This window comes from uncultured Roseibium sp. (assembly GCF_963675095.2).
Classification (GTDB): domain Bacteria; phylum Pseudomonadota; class Alphaproteobacteria; order Rhizobiales; family Stappiaceae; genus Roseibium.
Genome location: NZ_CAXXSJ010000028.1, coordinates 97,388 through 113,491, shown reverse-complemented (window position 1 = coordinate 113,491; position 16,104 = coordinate 97,388). Strand labels below are relative to the sequence as shown.

Here is a 16,104-nt window from a genome sequence, read left to right as displayed (position 1 = left end):
GCCGTTTAATCCTCCAAAACCCAGGTGTCCTTGGTGCCGCCGCCCTGGCTTGAGTTGACCACGAGCGAGCCCTTCTTCAGGGCGACGCGGGTCAGCCCGCCAGGTGTAATACGCACCTGGTCGCCGATCAGAACGAACGGGCGCAGGTCCACATGGCGCGGAGCGACGCCGGAAGCGACATGGGTCGGGCAGGCCGAAAGCGCCAGGGTCGGCTGGGCGATGTAGTTGGACGGATTGGCGGTCAGGATCTTTCGGAACTCCGCGATCTGGCGCTTGGAGGCCGTCGGACCGATCAGCATGCCGTAGCCGCCCGAACCGTGAACCTCCTTGACGACGACCTCGTCGAGGTGGTCGAGCACATAGGCCAGATCGTCCTCCCGCGAGCAGTGCCAGGTTGGTACGTTGTTCAGGATCGGCTTCTGGCCGGTGTAGAACTCGATGATGTCCGGCACATAGGCATAGATCGCCTTGTCGTCGGCAATGCCCGTTCCCGGCGCGTTGCAGATGGTGACGTTGCCGGCACGGTAGGCGTCGAACAGCCCGGGCACGCCCAGCATGCTGTCGGGATTGAAGGTGAGGGGGTCGAGGAAGGCGTCATCGATCCGCCGGTAGATCACGTCCACCTGCTGCGGCGCGCGGGTGGTGCGCATGAACACCTTGCCGTCGTCCACGAAGAGATCACGGCCTTCCACCAGTTCCACACCCATGGAATCGGCGAGGAAGGCGTGCTCGAAATAGGCCGAGTTATAAATGCCAGGCGTCAGTACGCAGATGGTCTGCTTCGATTTGGAGAGATCGGGGGCCACGCTTTCCAGCGTCTCCCGCAGGTTCGCCGGATAGTGTTCCACGGGCGCGATGCGATGCATCTCGAACAGGTCCGGGAACATGCGCATCATGGTTTCCCGGTTCTCCATCATGTAGGAGACACCGGACGGTGTGCGGGTGTTGTCCTCCAGTACGTAGAATTCGTTCTCCGAAACGCGCACGAGGTCGGTGCCGATGATGTGGGCATAGACCTTTTGTGCCGGCGTGAAGCCGACCATTTCCGGCAGGAAAGCCTCGTTCTGGAGGATCAGGCTTTCTGGAATACGTCCCGCACGGAGGATCTCCTGACGGTGATAGATGTCGTGGAGGAAGGCATTCAGGGCCCGGACCCGCTGATCGATGCCGGCGGACAGCTTGCGCCATTCAGCGGCCGAGATGATCCGGGGGATCGGGTCGAAGGGGATCAGCCGTTCCGTGGCCTCGTCGGCGCCGTAGACGGCAAAGGTAATGCCGAGCCTGCGAAAGATCGTTTCCGCTTCGCGGGTCTTGCGCGAAAGATAGTTGGGCGGCTTGGCATCCAGCCACTCGGACAGCCTTGCATAGGCCGCCCGCGGATTGCCCGCGCTGTCCAGCATCTCGTTAAAATAGGAACGCTCTTCGGCCATTACCTCCCCGTTCATCGCTGCTGCGTTGTTAGGCAATCATCGCAAATCACGCCACGGTGTCAAAGTGTATTCTTCAGGCGCCTGTGATTATGGATTGTGCAATGAGGCGATAATCCCCGGTCTCGCAGGGCTTAGCAACTCCGCCCATGTGCTGACTATGCGTGCGCCGGTGCACATGCTAGGACCACATAAATTTACGTGTTTCGGAGACAGCCATGAAGGAAATCCTTGCCGAACTGGAAGAGCGCCGCGGTACCGCGCGCCTTGGGGGTGGTGAACGGCGGATCGAGGCCCAGCACAAAAAAGGCAAGCTGACGGCCCGGGAACGGATCGAACTCCTGTTGGACGAAGGGTCCTTCGAGGAATTCGACATGTTCAAGACCCACCGTTGCACCGATTTCGGCATGGACGAGCAGCATATTCCGGGCGACGGCGTGGTCACCGGATGGGGGACCGTGAACGGGCGCACGGTTTACGTGTTCTCCAAGGATTTCACTGTCTTCGGCGGTTCGCTGTCTGAGACCCATGCCCAAAAGATCATCAAGATTCAGGACATGGCTTTGCAGAACCGGGCGCCGATCATCGGCCTGTTCGACGCGGGCGGCGCGCGTATCCAGGAAGGCGTCGCGGCCCTTGGCGGGTACGGCGAGGTTTTCCAGCGCAACGTGCTCGCCTCCGGCGTGATCCCGCAGATCTCGCTGATCATGGGCCCGTGCGCGGGCGGCGACGTCTATTCGCCTGCCATGACCGATTTCATCTTCATGGTGCGCGACACCTCCTACATGTTCGTCACCGGTCCGGATGTGGTGAAGACCGTGACCAACGAGACGGTGACGGCCGAACAGCTCGGCGGAGCCTCGGTTCATACGGTGAAATCCTCCATCGCCGACGGTGGCTTCGACAATGACGTCGAGGCGCTGTCGGAAATGCGCCGGCTGATCGACTTCCTGCCGATGAACAACCAGGCGGAGCTGCCGGAACTGACCTGCCACGACGATCCGGAACGGATCGACGACAGCCTCGACACCCTGATTCCGAACAATCCGAACAAGCCCTATGACATGAAGGAGCTTGTCCTGAAGACGGTGGACGAGGGCGACTTCTACGAAATCCAGGAGAAATTCGCCGGGAATATCATCACCGGTTTCGGCCGGATGGAAGGCCGGACCGTGGGCATCGTCGCCAACCAGCCGATGGTGCTGGCGGGCGTTCTCGATTCCGACGCCAGCCGGAAGGCGGCCCGGTTCGTGCGCTTCTGCGACTGTTTCAACATTCCGCTGGTGACCTTCGTCGATGTGCCGGGCTTCCTGCCGGGTACGGCCCAGGAGTACGGCGGCCTGATCAAGCACGGCGCCAAGTTGTTGTTCGCCTATGCGGAGGCCACGGTGCCGAAGGTGACGGTGATCACCCGCAAGGCCTATGGCGGCGCTTATGACGTGATGAGCTCCAAGCACATCCGCGGCGACGTCAACTACGCCTGGCCGACCGCGGAAATCGCGGTCATGGGTGCAAAAGGCGCGGTCGAAATCCTCTATCGTTCCGAACTGGGCGATGCGGACAAGATCGCGAAGCGGACCAAGGATTACGAGGAACGCTTTGCCAATCCGTTCGTGGCCGCCGAGCGCGGCTATATCGACGAGGTGATCCTGCCCCATTCCACGCGCCGTCGCGTGGCGCGGGCGCTCGCCCTGCTGCGGTCGAAGAACCTTCAGAACCCGTGGAAGAAACACGACAACATCCCGCTTTAAAAGCGGGAACGGTCTAACGCGGCCCTAAGCCTTTCGCAGGTTCGGAACAGGCTGGGCTGCGTCTTTCGCAACGGTGTGAAGCGCGGTGAGCAGGGTCTCGATGTCGCGTTTCGGCATCGGACGGCCATAGAGGAATCCCTGGACCTGCTCGCAGCCTTCGGCCAGCAGGATACTGGCCTGTTCCAGAGTTTCGACGCCTTCGGCGATGATGTTCATCTTCAGCGCGTGTCCCATGCTGATGATGGCCCTTACGATGGCGTCCGCATCGGCATTGTCGCCGATGTCGTTGATGAACGAGCGGTCGATCTTGATCTTGTCGAAGGGGAACTGGCGCAGATAGCCCAGGCTGGAAAAGCCCGTGCCGAAATCGTCCATGGCGATCTGGACGCCCATCTCCTTGAGTTCGCTCAAAATCGTCAGTGTGCGTTCGGTGTCGCCGATCAGATTGTCTTCCGTGATTTCCAGTTCCAGCCGCTGGGGCGGGAGCCCGGATTCCTCCAATGCAGAGGAGACGATCCGGGTCAGGCCGGTCTGCTGGAACAGGCTTGGAGCAAGATTGACCGCGATCTTCAGGTCGCCCCATTTGGCGGCGTCGTGACAGGCTTCGTGCAGAATCCATTCGGTCAGAGGCCGCATCATGCCGCTGGTTTCGGCGATCGGGATGAATTGGGACGGCGGGATTTCTCCCATGTCCGGGTGTTGCCAGCGGGCCAGAGCCTCGAAGCCGGTGATCTTCTGGGTCGAGAGCTCGACCTGCGGCTGGTATTCCAGTCTCAGGTCCTCATTGGTCAGGGCCTTGCGCAGGCCGGCCTCCAGCGACTTGCGGCGGCGCAGATCGGTGTTCATTTCCTCCTCGAAGAAATGAAACGTGTTCCGTCCGTTCTGCTTGGATTTGTAAAGGGCAAGATCGGCGCTGTTGAGCAGGAGAGAGGGGCGGACCTGACAGTTTTTCGTGCAAATGGCGATGCCGATGCTGACCCCGACGAAAGCTTCGGTTCCCGCCAGGTCGAAAGGCTTCTTGAAGGCCGCGATCAAGCGTTCGGCCGTCGCAGCCGCTTGTTGCGGATCGTTGACACCGACCTGGCAGGCGGCAAATTCGTCACCGCCCAGACGGGCCAGCACATCTTCCTCGCGCAGGCACTCCTTCATCCGGCAAGCGGCTTGATGGAGAAGGCGGTCGCCGGCCGCATGACCCAGCGTATCATTGATGTCCTTGAAGAAATCCAGGTCTAAGGCGTAAACGGTCACCGAGCTGGCCGGTCTGCGCCCTTTCTGAAGCACCTTGCCCAGCCGGTCGATAAACAAGGTCCGGTTGGGCAGGTCGGTCAGCGCATCGTGGGTCGCCAGGTAGGTGATGCGTTCCCAAGCACGCGTGAGCATGCGCATGGGCACCATGCGGAAGGCCCAGTAGACGAAAATGCTCGACAGCAGCGAAAAAGCGGCGACAATCGCACTTTGCTTGAACAGAGGTTCGAGTGTGTGAACGACCTCCAATCGTGCGACGGGTTTGCCGTAATCGGTCAGTTCCTGCTCGACATGTACCTTCGGCCACAAGTATTCAGGCTGGTTCGCGGGGCGCTGAACGACAACCGTGCCGTCGTTGAGAACCACACGGTGAAAGTCGTCGGTCGTATGATCGTCGCCGTCCTCGATCATTACTCCGATGCGGATCGACTCGAACTGCCAGTAATCCGGATTGGTGTTGATCAGACGAGTGATCTGCCGGGCCTTGAATTTGGCCTCGCCAGTCATTTCGCCTTGTATTCTCAGATAACCGAAATGCAAGTAAAGCGCTGGCGGCCCCACAGCGATCATTATGGCCGTGAAGATCGCGATCCACCGGATCAATCGGATGAAGGGGCCATCGCCCTGGGTCATTCTGTAGGCTCCCATCCGAAATTACTGGCCCGGGTCGGCAACACTATGGCCGGTCGCTGTCAGAATGTTCTGCCCGGTCGTTGAGAAGACAAAGGCTATAAAGGCTTTCGCGGGGGCGGACGGGGCGTTGCCTGCCACGATATGTAGGCTTTTGAAGTAGGGATACTCGCCGGCTTGCAATGCCTCAAGCGAGGCAGTCTTGCCGTTGAAGACGAGCGGCTTGAGACTGCGGCTTTCGCTCAGGATCTGGGCCAACGTCGTCAGCCCAAAAGATCCGGGTACCGTTTCCAAAGCCGTCGCGTTGTCCTGATCGTTCAGCGCGACAAGCAGGTCTTTCCGGCTGTGGGCAGCAGTCACAGCCGCATCCATTTCCGGCGAGAGACCGCGCAGGAGCTTCGTGTCGCTCTCCTCCTCGGGGCGGAGGATCAGGCGTAGGGAGGTGCCATCCGCCCAGACGCTGGTCGTGCCTGAATAGATGCTGACAAGTTCCGAGAGATCTATCCTGTCTGACGATATTTTTTTATGTGTCGCGAAGACGATCGGGGTGCGGGCATAAAGCCTTGCGGTTAAACCTTGTTCGCTTTCCTTGTCCTTCAGCGGCCTCGCGCTGAGTGCCAGGTCGATTTTCCCCGCACTGAGAGCCTTGATGCCGCCGCCGGAGCCGAGGCTCGGCAGAACGATCGCCTTGATATCCGGATGATCTTCGGAAAATGCCTTGGCGAGCAACTGCATGCCCCCGAGCGCGGATCCGGTACCGCCGATGACCAGTTGAGGCTTTGCGTCATCTGCATAAGCGTGAGAAGCGAAGGCAAAGATAGTTGTCGTGATCAGAGCAAACGAGAATGTTATCGCTGAACATCCTCTAATCAGATCACAGAAGTTTCTCATTTGCCCGGGCTCTAATGAACAATATCGAGCTTATGTATAAGTCATTGACGTATAGGAAGAGTAAATTTGACGGTTAATTGGTGTGGTCTATATTTTCAATGTCATTTATATAGTGAAGAAAAATTTACCATTCCGGGCGGCAGAAATCGGAAAAGCAACATTTTGGCGGTGCGGTTCCAGCTGGGCTTCAGGCCTGCAATTCTGGCTCGGGCGATCTGCTTCCCGAGCAGAGCCGCATAAAGTTTGTGTCAGTTGCTGAACAGCGGCTGGCGGCACTCCAGCCCGACAAGGCATTTCGGATTGTCCCGGGTTGGTCCGAGTTGGGGAAAGGCGGCCTGGCCCCTGTCGCAAAAGCGCCTGTCCGAGACATAGCGGGAGAAGGTGTAAGGCCCGGTCGTGAAGACGACCGAACCGTTTCGTTGCACCATATGCCGGGCCTCGAGGCAGGTCATGCGCCGCAGGTCGGGGCGGGCTGCTGCGAACTGACCCGATGCAAGGACAATGAGCCCCGCGATCGAAACGATTTTCGTCATGGACTTCATGAGGGCCTCCCAAAAAACACTAAGCCTGTCGGACGCCTGTAATCGATCAGGGGTGCCGACCAAATCGCGGCAGCACGACGGGAAGGCGAGGCGACCGGACCGAGCCTCCCGCGACCAGCGAGAACGTGTTTGAAACGTCCTTAGCGGTCCCAGGGCGAAAACAGGGGCTCGCGGCATTCATAGCCGACGAGGCATCGCGGATTGTCGCGGGTCGGGCCCAACTGCGGGTAGGCGAGCTGGCCTCTGTCGCAAAAGCGGACATCGGCGACATACCGGGAGAACGTATAGGCGCCGGTCGTGAAAACCACCGCGCCGTTGCGCTGGACCATATGCTGGGCCTGCGCACAGGTCATGCGTCTCAGATCCGGGCGAGCCTGGGCAAACTGGCTCAATGACAGAACAATGAAAACAGTGATCGAAATGATTTTTAAAAGGGACCGCATATGTGCCTCCACGGAAAGGGTCAATTACTCCAGAACATACCTGAAATAATGCATTAAAGCAGGAAGGCGAAAAGATGGCGATAACGGATATTTGAGCCTCAGCTCTGCGTCGGGCGGTCTCTCAGAAGTTCCACACTGACCTTGCCGGTCGGGACGGGCAGCGGCGCGCTGGGCTTGTGGATCCGGATACGAACCCGCTGGATCCGGTCATCGGAACCGAAAACGGCCTCGATCACCTGGGCGGCCAGCCGCTCAATCATCTTGAAGCGGGTTTCGGTAACGGCGGTTTCCACCGTCTTCAGCAGGGATGCGTAGCAGACCGTGTCGGCATATTCGTCGGTTTCGCAGACCTTCTGCAAGTCGACCCAGCAAGTCAGATCGACATGAAACCTCTGACCGAGCTTTGCCTCTTCGTCGTAGAGACCGTGGTAGGCGAAAAAGGCCAGATCTTCGAGGTGGATCGCATCCATAGCGCTTGAACTTCCGTCATTTGGCCTCGTTGCGAGGCGCAGTGACGGGCTTAGAGGCTCTGCCCGGGAAAAGCGAGTCCGCTGTTAAAAAAATTCTGTAAGTGCTGTGGAGGCCGTGTTTATCCACCGCTGGCGGGCGTGCAGGCCGCTCCCGGCAGTATGTCCACTGCTCCTTCAAGGGAGAAGCCGGCGGTGCGGTCGTCGTCAAAGAGAACCGACAGGTGGCTTGAGGACCGGATGCGGTTCCACAGGTAAACGAAACTGTCCGCGCATGCGGCGCAACTCGTCGGCAGGTAGCCATTGCTGTCCGCGGTCAGCTTGACGAGGGTGCGACCGACGACGATTTTGACCCTTTTGCTGGGCGGAGCGGGGTGGCCCTGGATGTCGATACTGATCAGGCTGACAGGATGATTTCTCTGTGCCTTGCACCAGATTGTGAAATGAGAGCCGTCGTCGTTGACCGTCCAGTATTTCGTAAAGCCCTGAACAGTTCCGCTGTGCCACTTGCCGACCTGATCTGCGAGAGCTGAACAAGGCAACATGAAGACTATTATGAGGATGGCTGCTTTTTTCGGATCGATCATAGATTTCCCTCCCAGGGCCAAACTAATACGCACGAAATCTGTTAAAATTAGCTATATGGAATTTCTTCAAGGTATTTCGCAGGTTGCACAAACGCCGGCTGACCGAGGGGGTGAGAGAAGTCACAGCCCATCTTTTGGATATGTTGCGCGCGGCGCGGCCTGCACATACAAACGTTCGACGATAAAAAACGGGCTGAGTGTGCATGTTTTCCAAGATCCTGATTGCCAACCGTGGTGAAATCGCATGCCGGGTCATCAAGACCGCGCGGCGCATGGGCATAAAGACCGTGGCGGTCTATTCGGATGCCGACCGGGATGCGCTGCATGTGGAGATGGCGGACGAGGCTGTCCACATCGGTCCGGCGGCGGCGGCCGAATCCTATCTCATCCCGGAAAAGATCATCGCGGCCTGCAAGGAAACCGGTGCGGAAGCGGTGCATCCGGGCTACGGCTTCCTGTCGGAACGGGCCAGTTTCCCGGAGATGCTCGCCAAGGAAGGGATCGTCTTCATCGGTCCGAACCCGCGCGCCATCACCGCGATGGGCGACAAGATCGAATCCAAGAAATTCGCCAATGAGGCCAAGGTCAGCACTGTGCCGGGGTACCTCGGCGTGATCGAATCGCCGGATCAGGCGGTCCAGATCGCCGAAGACATCGGATATCCGGTGATGATCAAGGCGTCGGCCGGCGGTGGCGGCAAAGGCATGCGTATCGCCTGGAACGCGGAGGAAGCCCGCGACGGCTACACCCGCTCCAAGTCCGAAGCCGCATCCTCCTTCGGCGATGACCGCGTCTTTATCGAGAAGTTCATCGAAAACCCGCGCCACATCGAAATCCAGGTGCTCGGCGACAAGCACGGCAACGCGATCTATCTGGGCGAGCGCGAATGTTCCATCCAGCGCCGGAACCAGAAGGTGATCGAGGAAGCGCCGTCGCCGCTGCTCGATGAGGAAACCCGCCGCAAGATGGGTGAACAGGCGGTCGCCCTGGCCAAGGCTGTGGACTATGACAGCGCGGGGACCGTGGAATTCGTCGCCGGCCAGGACAAGAGCTTCTACTTCCTGGAAATGAACACCCGCCTGCAGGTGGAGCATCCCGTTACCGAACTGATCACCGGCATCGATCTTGTCGAGCAGATGATCCGGGTCGCCGCCGGCGAAAAGCTGGAGATCGGGCAGGAGGACGTCAAGCTGAACGGCTGGGCTGTTGAAAGCCGCATCTACGCCGAAGATCCTTACCGCAACTTCCTGCCGTCCATCGGCCGGCTGGTGCGCTATGCGCCGCCGGAGGAGAGCACCAGCGATGGCGTGACTGTCCGAAACGACACCGGCGTGGTCGAGGGTTCGGAAATCTCCATGTTCTACGACCCGATGATCGCCAAGCTGATCACCCACGCGTCGACGCGCGACGAGGCCATCGATGCCATGAGCGAGGCGCTGGACGCCTTCTATGTGGATGGCATCCAGCACAATGTGCCGTTCCTGACCGCGCTGATGAACCATCCGCGCTGGCGCTCCGGCGAGCTGGCGACCGGCTTTATCGCCGAGGAATATCCGGATGGGTTCTTCCCTTCCGAGCCGGACGATGTGGCCCGCGGTGTTCTGGCAGCCGTCGCCCTGTCCATGGGCGCGCTCAACCGGGAGCGGCTCGATCATCTGCCGGGCCGGCTGCGGCCTCATTCGGGCGCGATCCGTGAGGATTGGGTGGTCCGGATCGACAAGACCTACGTGCCGATCCGCCTGGCGGCCGGCTATCCGGGCACGCCGATCGAGATCGATGTGGCGATCGGGGATGGGCCCGTCACCGCCGTTGAATCGGACTGGTCGCCGGGACAATCGCTCTGGAGTGGGACTGTCGGTGGCCGTTCCGTCGTCGTCCAGGTCCGCCCTGTTCTGGGCGGTTATCGCCTCGACTGGCAGGGCTTTTCGGTGATCGCCAAGGTGATGACGCCGCGCATGGCCGAACTCGACGCGCTGATGCCGGAAAAGCTTCCGCCGGACACCTCCAAGATGCTGCTTTGCCCGATGCCGGGCCTGGTGGTTTCCATCGCCGTGGCAGAAGGCCAGGAGGTCAAGGCCGGGGAGCAGCTTGCCATCGTTGAAGCCATGAAGATGGAAAACGTGCTCAGGGCCGAACGGGACTGCACGGTTTCAGCGATCATGGCCAAGGCAGGCGACAGTCTCGCCGTCGACGCGGTGATCATGGAATTCAGCTGAATTCAGTCATACCGAGATTACAAGGCGATCTGCGCGGCAAGGCGCGGGTCGCCTTTTTTCGTTTGAGCTTTTCTTGAGGGGCGCGGCGGTTTACAGAGCGGATTGAACGGTTTCTTCAATTCTGTCGTCTATCGGGCCTTCATGACCTATTCCACACTCCTTTTTGATCTCGACGGCACGCTGACAGATCCGTTCGTCGGTATCACCCGCTCCATCCAGCATGCTCTGGAAAGGATGGGGGCCGCTCATATTCCCGAAGCGGAAGACTTGCGATGGTGCATCGGCCCGCCGTTGTGGGAGAGCTTCGGCGTTCTGCTGGATAGCGACGATCGGGCGGTCCAGGACCGGGCGGTCGCCTTTTACCGGGAGCGCTATACCACCGAGGGGCTCTTCGAGAACACCATTATCGAAGGTGTCGAGCGCCTTGTCGCCGATCTGGAGGCCAGTGGCCGCAGGATGTTCGTGGCAACCTCGAAACCCCATACCTATGCGGCCAGGATCATCGAGCACTTCGGCCTGTTGCCGCATTTCGGCAAAGTCTACGGCTCGGAACTGGACGGTACGCGTTCGGCGAAGGCGGACCTGATCGCCTTTATCCTGGAGCAGGAAAGCATCGCCTCAACCGACTGCATCATGGTGGGGGACCGAAAGCACGACCTGATCGGCGCGAAGGCCAATAAAGTTGCCGCGCTGGGCGTCACCTGGGGTTATGGCAGCCGCGAAGAACTGGAGGCGGAGCATCCGGCCGCGATCTTCGACCGGCCGCAGGATCTGGGGAGCTGGGTTCTCACCGGTTGAGATGGCTCCGCTTGGGTTTTGCAAGTTGTTTTTGGTTGGGAGCCGCTTACTTAAAATACCGTTTCCCGCTGATTTCAGCCCGGAATCGACCCTTCCCGTAAGGAAATATTATGGAGTTTTTCTTACGTAAAAGCGCGAGGGGCAAGGGAAGTGGTTTTTGATGACGAGCGTGGCTACGGAACGACTATGTGAGGGCTCTGCCTCCGTAACGGTCGGCTACTTCGGGAAACCGGAAGAGCCGCGCCCCAGTGTTCCTGCGGGTTATCATCTTCAGCTTCTCGACGTTGCCTCGACGTCTCCAGCCGACGATCTTGAGATCTGCCTTGTTTCCGTGATGCCGGACGATGCCGGGGCCGGGCTGCGTAGGGTTCGGGCCGCTGTCGGGGAGATGTGTTTCGTAGTAGCCTATGTCCGTGACGGTCTGGGCGCGGACTGGATGCCGCGTTTGCTGGATCTTGGCGCGGATGATGTCTTGAGCGAAACGACTGCGGATCAGCTTGGTCTTGTGCTCAAGAAAGCAGAAAAAGCGGCCGATTTTCGTTGCCGGATGCGGCGGAACTTGAGCCGCGCGGAAAGCGAACGAGATGTTCTGCAGGCTGCGATCGATAACCTGCCGTCGCCGATTTTCTTCAAGAACAGGCAGGGGATCTACAGTGGCTGCAACACGGCCTTCACCCGTTACATCGGCCTTCCGGCGGACCGGGTGAAGGGGGCGAGCGTCTATGACGTCGCGCCCGAGCACCTTGCGAAGGTATACGAGGAAGCCGACGAAAAGCTGATGCAAGAAGGCGGTTCCCAGTTTTACGAAGCCAAGGTTCTCTATGCGAGCGGCGAGGAACGTCACGTGATGTTCAGCAAGGCCGTAACGCGCGACCAGTCCACCGGAGAGGTGAACGGTCTGGCAGGCGCCATGCTGGATATCACCGAACGCAAGGAACTTGAGGAACAGCTCCGGCGCGCGGCCGAGTTCGATCACCTGACCGGGGCGTTCAACCGGCGCAAGTTCTTCAAGTCGGCGGGCGAGGCCGAGGCGGAAGCCCTGGAAAAGGGGGCCGGTCTGGCAGTTCTCGTCATCGACGTGGATAACTTCAAGAGCATCAATGATCGGCACGGTCATGCAATCGGCGACGGTGCGTTGTGCCATTTGGTCGAACAGCTGGGCGATCACTTGAGCGAAGGGCACTTTTTCGCCCGGGCCGGGGGAGAGGAATTCTTTGTCCTGCTCAAGGATTGCGATCTCGACGCCGCTGCCGCCATGGCGGAATCCATTCGGCGCAGAATCGAGACCAGCATCTTCAGCGAAAGCGGCGTGGTCCTCAATTATCAAATCAGCATCGGCGTCGCGGCTCTGGAGCGGGGCGAGACGGTCTCTTCGGCATTGATGAGGGCCGACAAGGCGCTCTACCGGGCCAAGGAAGTCGGCCGGAACCGGGTCTTTGTTGCCTGAAGCCTGCGCACGCGGGTGTTTTTTGATAATCTGAATTTCCTCGGTACAAATCTGAATGCTTCCGCCGATCAACGGCGGGTAGGGAAACTCATGACAGCTGCAGGGAAATGTGTTCGGGCGGTCATTCGCGGCCGGGTGCAGGGTGTCGGCTATCGGGCCTGGTGCGCACAGGCGGCGACTGCGTACGGCTTGTCCGGCTGGGTCCGCAACCGCCGCTCCGGAGAGGTGGAGGCCCTGTTTATCGGCGAGGAAGCGATCGTCGACACCATGCTCGCCGCCGTGTGGGAAGGGCCGCGGTTCGCAAGGGTGCTTGAGGTGGAAGTCAACAGCGAGACAGCCGTTTTGGGCGAGGGGTTCGAGATCCGGGATACGGTTTGAGGCTCGCCTAGCTCTGACCTTGCGCTATCACACGGTCCGTATGACGGCATGGTTTATCGCGACGTTTTCCAGAGGCCGAACGTTCGCCTCTGGCGGCGTCCCGTTATTTTTCCTAAGCTTTTCTTCCAGCGAGATTCCCTTGTCATGTTATTCACATGCTAATGGCGTTTACCGTGGGACTCGGATTGTAAGCCGGCTTGCCGGTGCGCAGGTGTTTGATCAAAGGAGATGATCGTGAAGATTGCTGTTCTTGGCGGAGATGGGTTTATCGGCTGGCCAACGTCGCTGCATCTGTCCGATCAGGGCCATGAAGTTCATATCATCGATAATCTGAGCCGGCGCTGGATCGATACCGAGCTTGGCGTTCAGTCGCTGACGCCGATGGACTCCATCCAGGAACGGACCCGAATCTGGAAGCAGGAGACGGGCAACAAGATCCATTTCCATCTGATCGATATCGCCTCCGACTATCAGGTCTTCAAGACATGGCTGGCGGAAGCCCGACCGGATGCGATCATCCATTTCGCCGAGCAGCGGGCCGCGCCCTATTCGATGAAATCGGACCGGCACAAGAACTACACGGTCAACAACAACGTCAATGCGACCCACCACCTGCTGAATGCCATGGTGGAGCTCGATCTCGACGCGCATCTCATTCACCTCGGGACCATGGGCGTCTACGGCTATTCGACCGTGGGCGCGGCGATCCCGGAAGGCTATCTGCCGGTCGGCATCGAGACCATGGAAGGGGCGACGGTTTTCCAGGAAATCCTCTATCCGTCCAATCCGGGCTCGATCTACCACATGACCAAGTGCCTGGATCAGCTCCTGTTCCAGTTCTACGCCAAGAATGATGGCCTTCGGATCACCGACCTGCACCAGGGTATCGTCTGGGGCACGCACACCGAGCAGACCCGGCGTCACGAACAACTGATCAACCGGTTCGACTATGACGGCGACTACGGCACGGTTTTGAACCGGTTCCTGATCCAGGCGGCAATCGACTATCCGCTGACGGTACATGGCACCGGCGGCCAGACGCGCGCCTTCATCCATATCCAGGATTCGGTGCGCTGCATCGAACTGGCGTTGAAGAACCCGCCCGCGCACGGCGACCGGGTCAAGGTGTTCAATCAGATGACGGAAACCCACCGGGTGCGGGATCTGGCCGAGCTGATCTCGAAGATGACCGGTGCCAAGATCGCCTGGCTTCCCAATCCGCGCAAGGAAGCGCCGGAAAACGATCTGGTGGTGAAGAACGACCAGTTCCTGGACCTCGGCCTGGAGCCGATCACGCTGGCCGAAGGGCTGCTTTCCGAGGTAGTCGACGTGGCGAAGAAATACGCCTACCGCGTCGACCGCAGCCGGGTTCCGGCCGTGTCCGCCTGGACCAAGGACATCGCCAAAGAGGTGGAGACTGACCCGGAGCATCCGCGTCTGCGTTCGGTTTCCTGAGCCCGTCCGATGGCGATCCACGATGATGGGCCGGTGTTCTCCGAACCCGCCCGAAGTGCCCATGCTTATGTCACCCTGGTGACCAATCCGGACTATGTGACCGGTGCGGTCGCGTTGTTGCGCTCATTGCGCCGGACCGGGACGGAAGCCGATCTGGTGGTGCTGCACACTCCGAGCCTGGATGCCGAGGATCTGGACCCGTTGCGGGTATTCTTGCCGCGGCTCGGGGCCTGTGAACGCCTGCCTACATCCGAAGCCTTCAACGAGCGCCACGAGCGTGGTCGGCTGCACACGGCTGCTCCCTTCACCAAGGGCGGCAAGCCGGTGTTCCACACGCCGCTCGACAATTTCGTCAAGCTGAGACTGTGGCAGCTTGAGGACTACGAAAGCGTGGTCTTCATCGACGCCGATGCCATCGTGCTGAAGAGTTGCGACAAGCTGTTTGGCTATCCGGAATTCTGCGCCGCGCCCAATGTCTATGAGGCGCTTGCCGACTTTCACCGCATGAACAGCGGTGTCTTCACCGCCAGGCCGTCGAAGGCAACCTTCGATCGGATGATGGCGGAACTGGACCAGCCGGAGGTATTCTGGCGCCGGACCGATCAGACCTTCCTGCAGAGCTTTTTTTCCGACTGGCACGGTCTGCCTGTCTTCTGCAACATGCTGCAATATGTCTGGTTCAATCTGCCGGACCTTTGGGACTGGTCGGAAATCCGGGTTCTCCATTTCCAGTATGAAAAGCCCTGGCAGGTGGATCATCCGAAGGCGGAGCTCCTTAAGCCCTTGATCGACCTGTGGCAGGCGTTTTACTCCGGCGAAGGCATTCCCGACGACATCGGGATGCTGCCCGCGCCTTTGCCCCAGACGAAAGAAACTCCGTAATGCATGTGCTTTTGACCGGAGGGACCGGTGCCCTCGGGCGGTTCATCGCCGCCGGCCTGCTTGCGGCCGGTCACGAGGTGACCTTTCTTGGCCGGACCCAGCCTGAGGATACCCGCATCCGCTTCATACCCTGGGATCTGTCGGCCGCTGATATCGACCTGCCGGATGCCGAGGCCCTGGTGCATTGCGCGCTGGAACATGTGCCGGGCCGCTACCGGGGCGGGGAGGGGGACGATCCCGCGGGCTTCCTGCTTGCCAATGTGGACGGCACGCGCAAGCTGTTCCAGGCGGCGAAGACGGTGGGAGTGCGCCATTGCGTCTTCTTGTCGAGCCGCGCGGTCTATGCGGATAACGGCCAGTGGGAAGTGCTGACGGAAATGGCAGCCGTGCGCCCGGATACACTCTACGGCAAAGTGAAACTGGCGGGCGAAGAGGCGCTTCAGGCGCTGTGCACGGAGCATTTTTCCGGAACCACCTTGCGCGCGACCGGCATCTATGGCCTGCCGCCGAGGGCGAGCACCCACAAGTGGTCGGAGCTCTTTTTCAATTTCAGGAGCGGTGCAACCGTCATGCCGCGCGTGGGCACGGAGGTGCACGGTGAGGATCTGGCTGCTGCCGTCCAACTCGTTCTGGAAAAAGGGAATGAGCGGACATCGCCTTACGAGGTCTACAACGTTTCCGATCTGCTGCTCGACCGGCAGGATTTGCTGAAACTCTATGCTGAGGCCACCGGCTGCAAAACCCCGCTGCCGCCCCGGGCGGCCGGACCTGTCGGGGTCATGGAAAGCGGCAAGCTGAAGGTGCTCGGCTGGGCGCCCGGCGGCATGGGCAAGCTGCGGGAATTCGTGGAAGCGGTGGCGGCTGAGAATTAGATTTTTGGCCGAAGTGTCGGAACTGTCGTTGGTCTTTCCCAAAACACAGATTGTCATCCCGGGCGAACGAAGT

Annotated in this window: 15 protein-coding genes; 8 read left to right on the top strand and 7 right to left on the bottom strand. The window is 59.9% G+C overall.

The genetic code is table 11. The features are described 5' to 3' along the window. Positions 1–5: 5 nt before the first annotated feature. Positions 6–1,430 carry a circularly permuted type 2 ATP-grasp protein gene (locus ABIN98_RS10110; RefSeq protein WP_346909666.1) on the bottom strand — a complete coding sequence of 475 codons (1,425 nt, stop codon included), beginning with the start codon at positions 1,428–1,430 and terminating at the stop codon, positions 6–8. Positions 1,431–1,645: 215 nt separating this feature from the next. Between ABIN98_RS10110 and ABIN98_RS10105 the strand changes: the two genes are divergently transcribed. Continuing rightward, the gene (locus ABIN98_RS10105) at positions 1,646–3,178 is read left to right on the top strand and encodes an acyl-CoA carboxylase subunit beta (RefSeq protein ID WP_346909664.1); all 1,533 of its coding nucleotides are present in this window, start codon (positions 1,646–1,648) and stop codon (positions 3,176–3,178) included. Positions 3,179–3,202: 24 nt separating this feature from the next. On the opposite strand, the gene ABIN98_RS10100 is transcribed toward ABIN98_RS10105, so the two are convergent. From ABIN98_RS10100 to ABIN98_RS10075, 6 genes are all read right to left on the bottom strand, one after another. After that, positions 3,203–5,056, bottom strand: a complete 1,854-nt coding sequence (locus ABIN98_RS10100) for an EAL domain-containing protein (RefSeq protein WP_346909663.1) — start codon at positions 5,054–5,056, stop codon at positions 3,203–3,205. 21 nt (positions 5,057–5,077) lie between these two features. Then, a complete protein-coding gene (locus ABIN98_RS10095; protein ID WP_346909661.1) occupies positions 5,078–5,944 on the bottom strand; it encodes a substrate-binding domain-containing protein in 867 nt (288 codons plus the stop codon). Between the two features lie 248 nt (positions 5,945–6,192). Continuing rightward, positions 6,193–6,486 carry a hypothetical protein gene (locus ABIN98_RS10090; protein WP_346909659.1) on the bottom strand — a complete coding sequence of 98 codons (294 nt, stop codon included), beginning with the start codon at positions 6,484–6,486 and terminating at the stop codon, positions 6,193–6,195. Positions 6,487–6,626: 140 nt separating this feature from the next. Continuing rightward, positions 6,627–6,929: a hypothetical protein gene (locus ABIN98_RS10085; protein WP_346909658.1), complete on the bottom strand. Its 303-nt coding sequence runs from the start codon at positions 6,927–6,929 to the stop codon at positions 6,627–6,629. Between the two features lie 98 nt (positions 6,930–7,027). Beyond that, positions 7,028–7,399, bottom strand: a complete 372-nt coding sequence (gene folB, locus ABIN98_RS10080; protein ID WP_346909657.1) for a dihydroneopterin aldolase — start codon at positions 7,397–7,399, stop codon at positions 7,028–7,030. A 119-nt stretch (positions 7,400–7,518) separates the two neighbouring features. Further along, the gene (locus ABIN98_RS10075) at positions 7,519–7,983 is read right to left on the bottom strand and encodes a hypothetical protein (protein WP_346909656.1); all 465 of its coding nucleotides are present in this window, start codon (positions 7,981–7,983) and stop codon (positions 7,519–7,521) included. A 203-nt stretch (positions 7,984–8,186) separates the two neighbouring features. Between ABIN98_RS10075 and ABIN98_RS10070 the strand changes: the two genes are divergently transcribed. From ABIN98_RS10070 to ABIN98_RS10040, 7 genes are all read left to right on the top strand, one after another. Continuing rightward, a complete protein-coding gene (locus ABIN98_RS10070) occupies positions 8,187–10,199 on the top strand; it encodes an acetyl/propionyl/methylcrotonyl-CoA carboxylase subunit alpha (RefSeq protein ID WP_346909654.1) in 2,013 nt (670 codons plus the stop codon). 102 nt (positions 10,200–10,301) lie between these two features. Next, on the top strand, positions 10,302–10,997 hold the full coding sequence (locus tag ABIN98_RS10065; RefSeq protein WP_346909653.1) for an HAD hydrolase-like protein: 696 nt from the start codon (positions 10,302–10,304) through the stop codon (positions 10,995–10,997). Positions 10,998–11,157: 160 nt separating this feature from the next. Then, entirely contained in the window at positions 11,158–12,444 is a 1,287-nt protein-coding gene (locus ABIN98_RS10060) for a diguanylate cyclase domain-containing protein (protein WP_346909651.1), read from the top strand. A 90-nt stretch (positions 12,445–12,534) separates the two neighbouring features. Then, entirely contained in the window at positions 12,535–12,822 is a 288-nt protein-coding gene (locus ABIN98_RS10055) for an acylphosphatase (RefSeq protein WP_346909649.1), read from the top strand. Positions 12,823–13,056: 234 nt separating this feature from the next. Next, positions 13,057–14,277 carry an NAD-dependent epimerase/dehydratase family protein gene (locus tag ABIN98_RS10050; protein ID WP_346909647.1) on the top strand — a complete coding sequence of 407 codons (1,221 nt, stop codon included), beginning with the start codon at positions 13,057–13,059 and terminating at the stop codon, positions 14,275–14,277. Positions 14,278–14,286: 9 nt separating this feature from the next. Next, the gene (locus ABIN98_RS10045) at positions 14,287–15,159 is read left to right on the top strand and encodes a glycosyltransferase (protein ID WP_346909646.1); all 873 of its coding nucleotides are present in this window, start codon (positions 14,287–14,289) and stop codon (positions 15,157–15,159) included. Continuing rightward, positions 15,159–16,031: an NAD(P)-dependent oxidoreductase gene (locus ABIN98_RS10040; protein WP_346909644.1), complete on the top strand. Its 873-nt coding sequence runs from the start codon at positions 15,159–15,161 to the stop codon at positions 16,029–16,031. The genes ABIN98_RS10045 and ABIN98_RS10040 overlap by 1 nt, the downstream gene beginning before the upstream one ends. Positions 16,032–16,104: the final 73 nt, after the last annotated feature.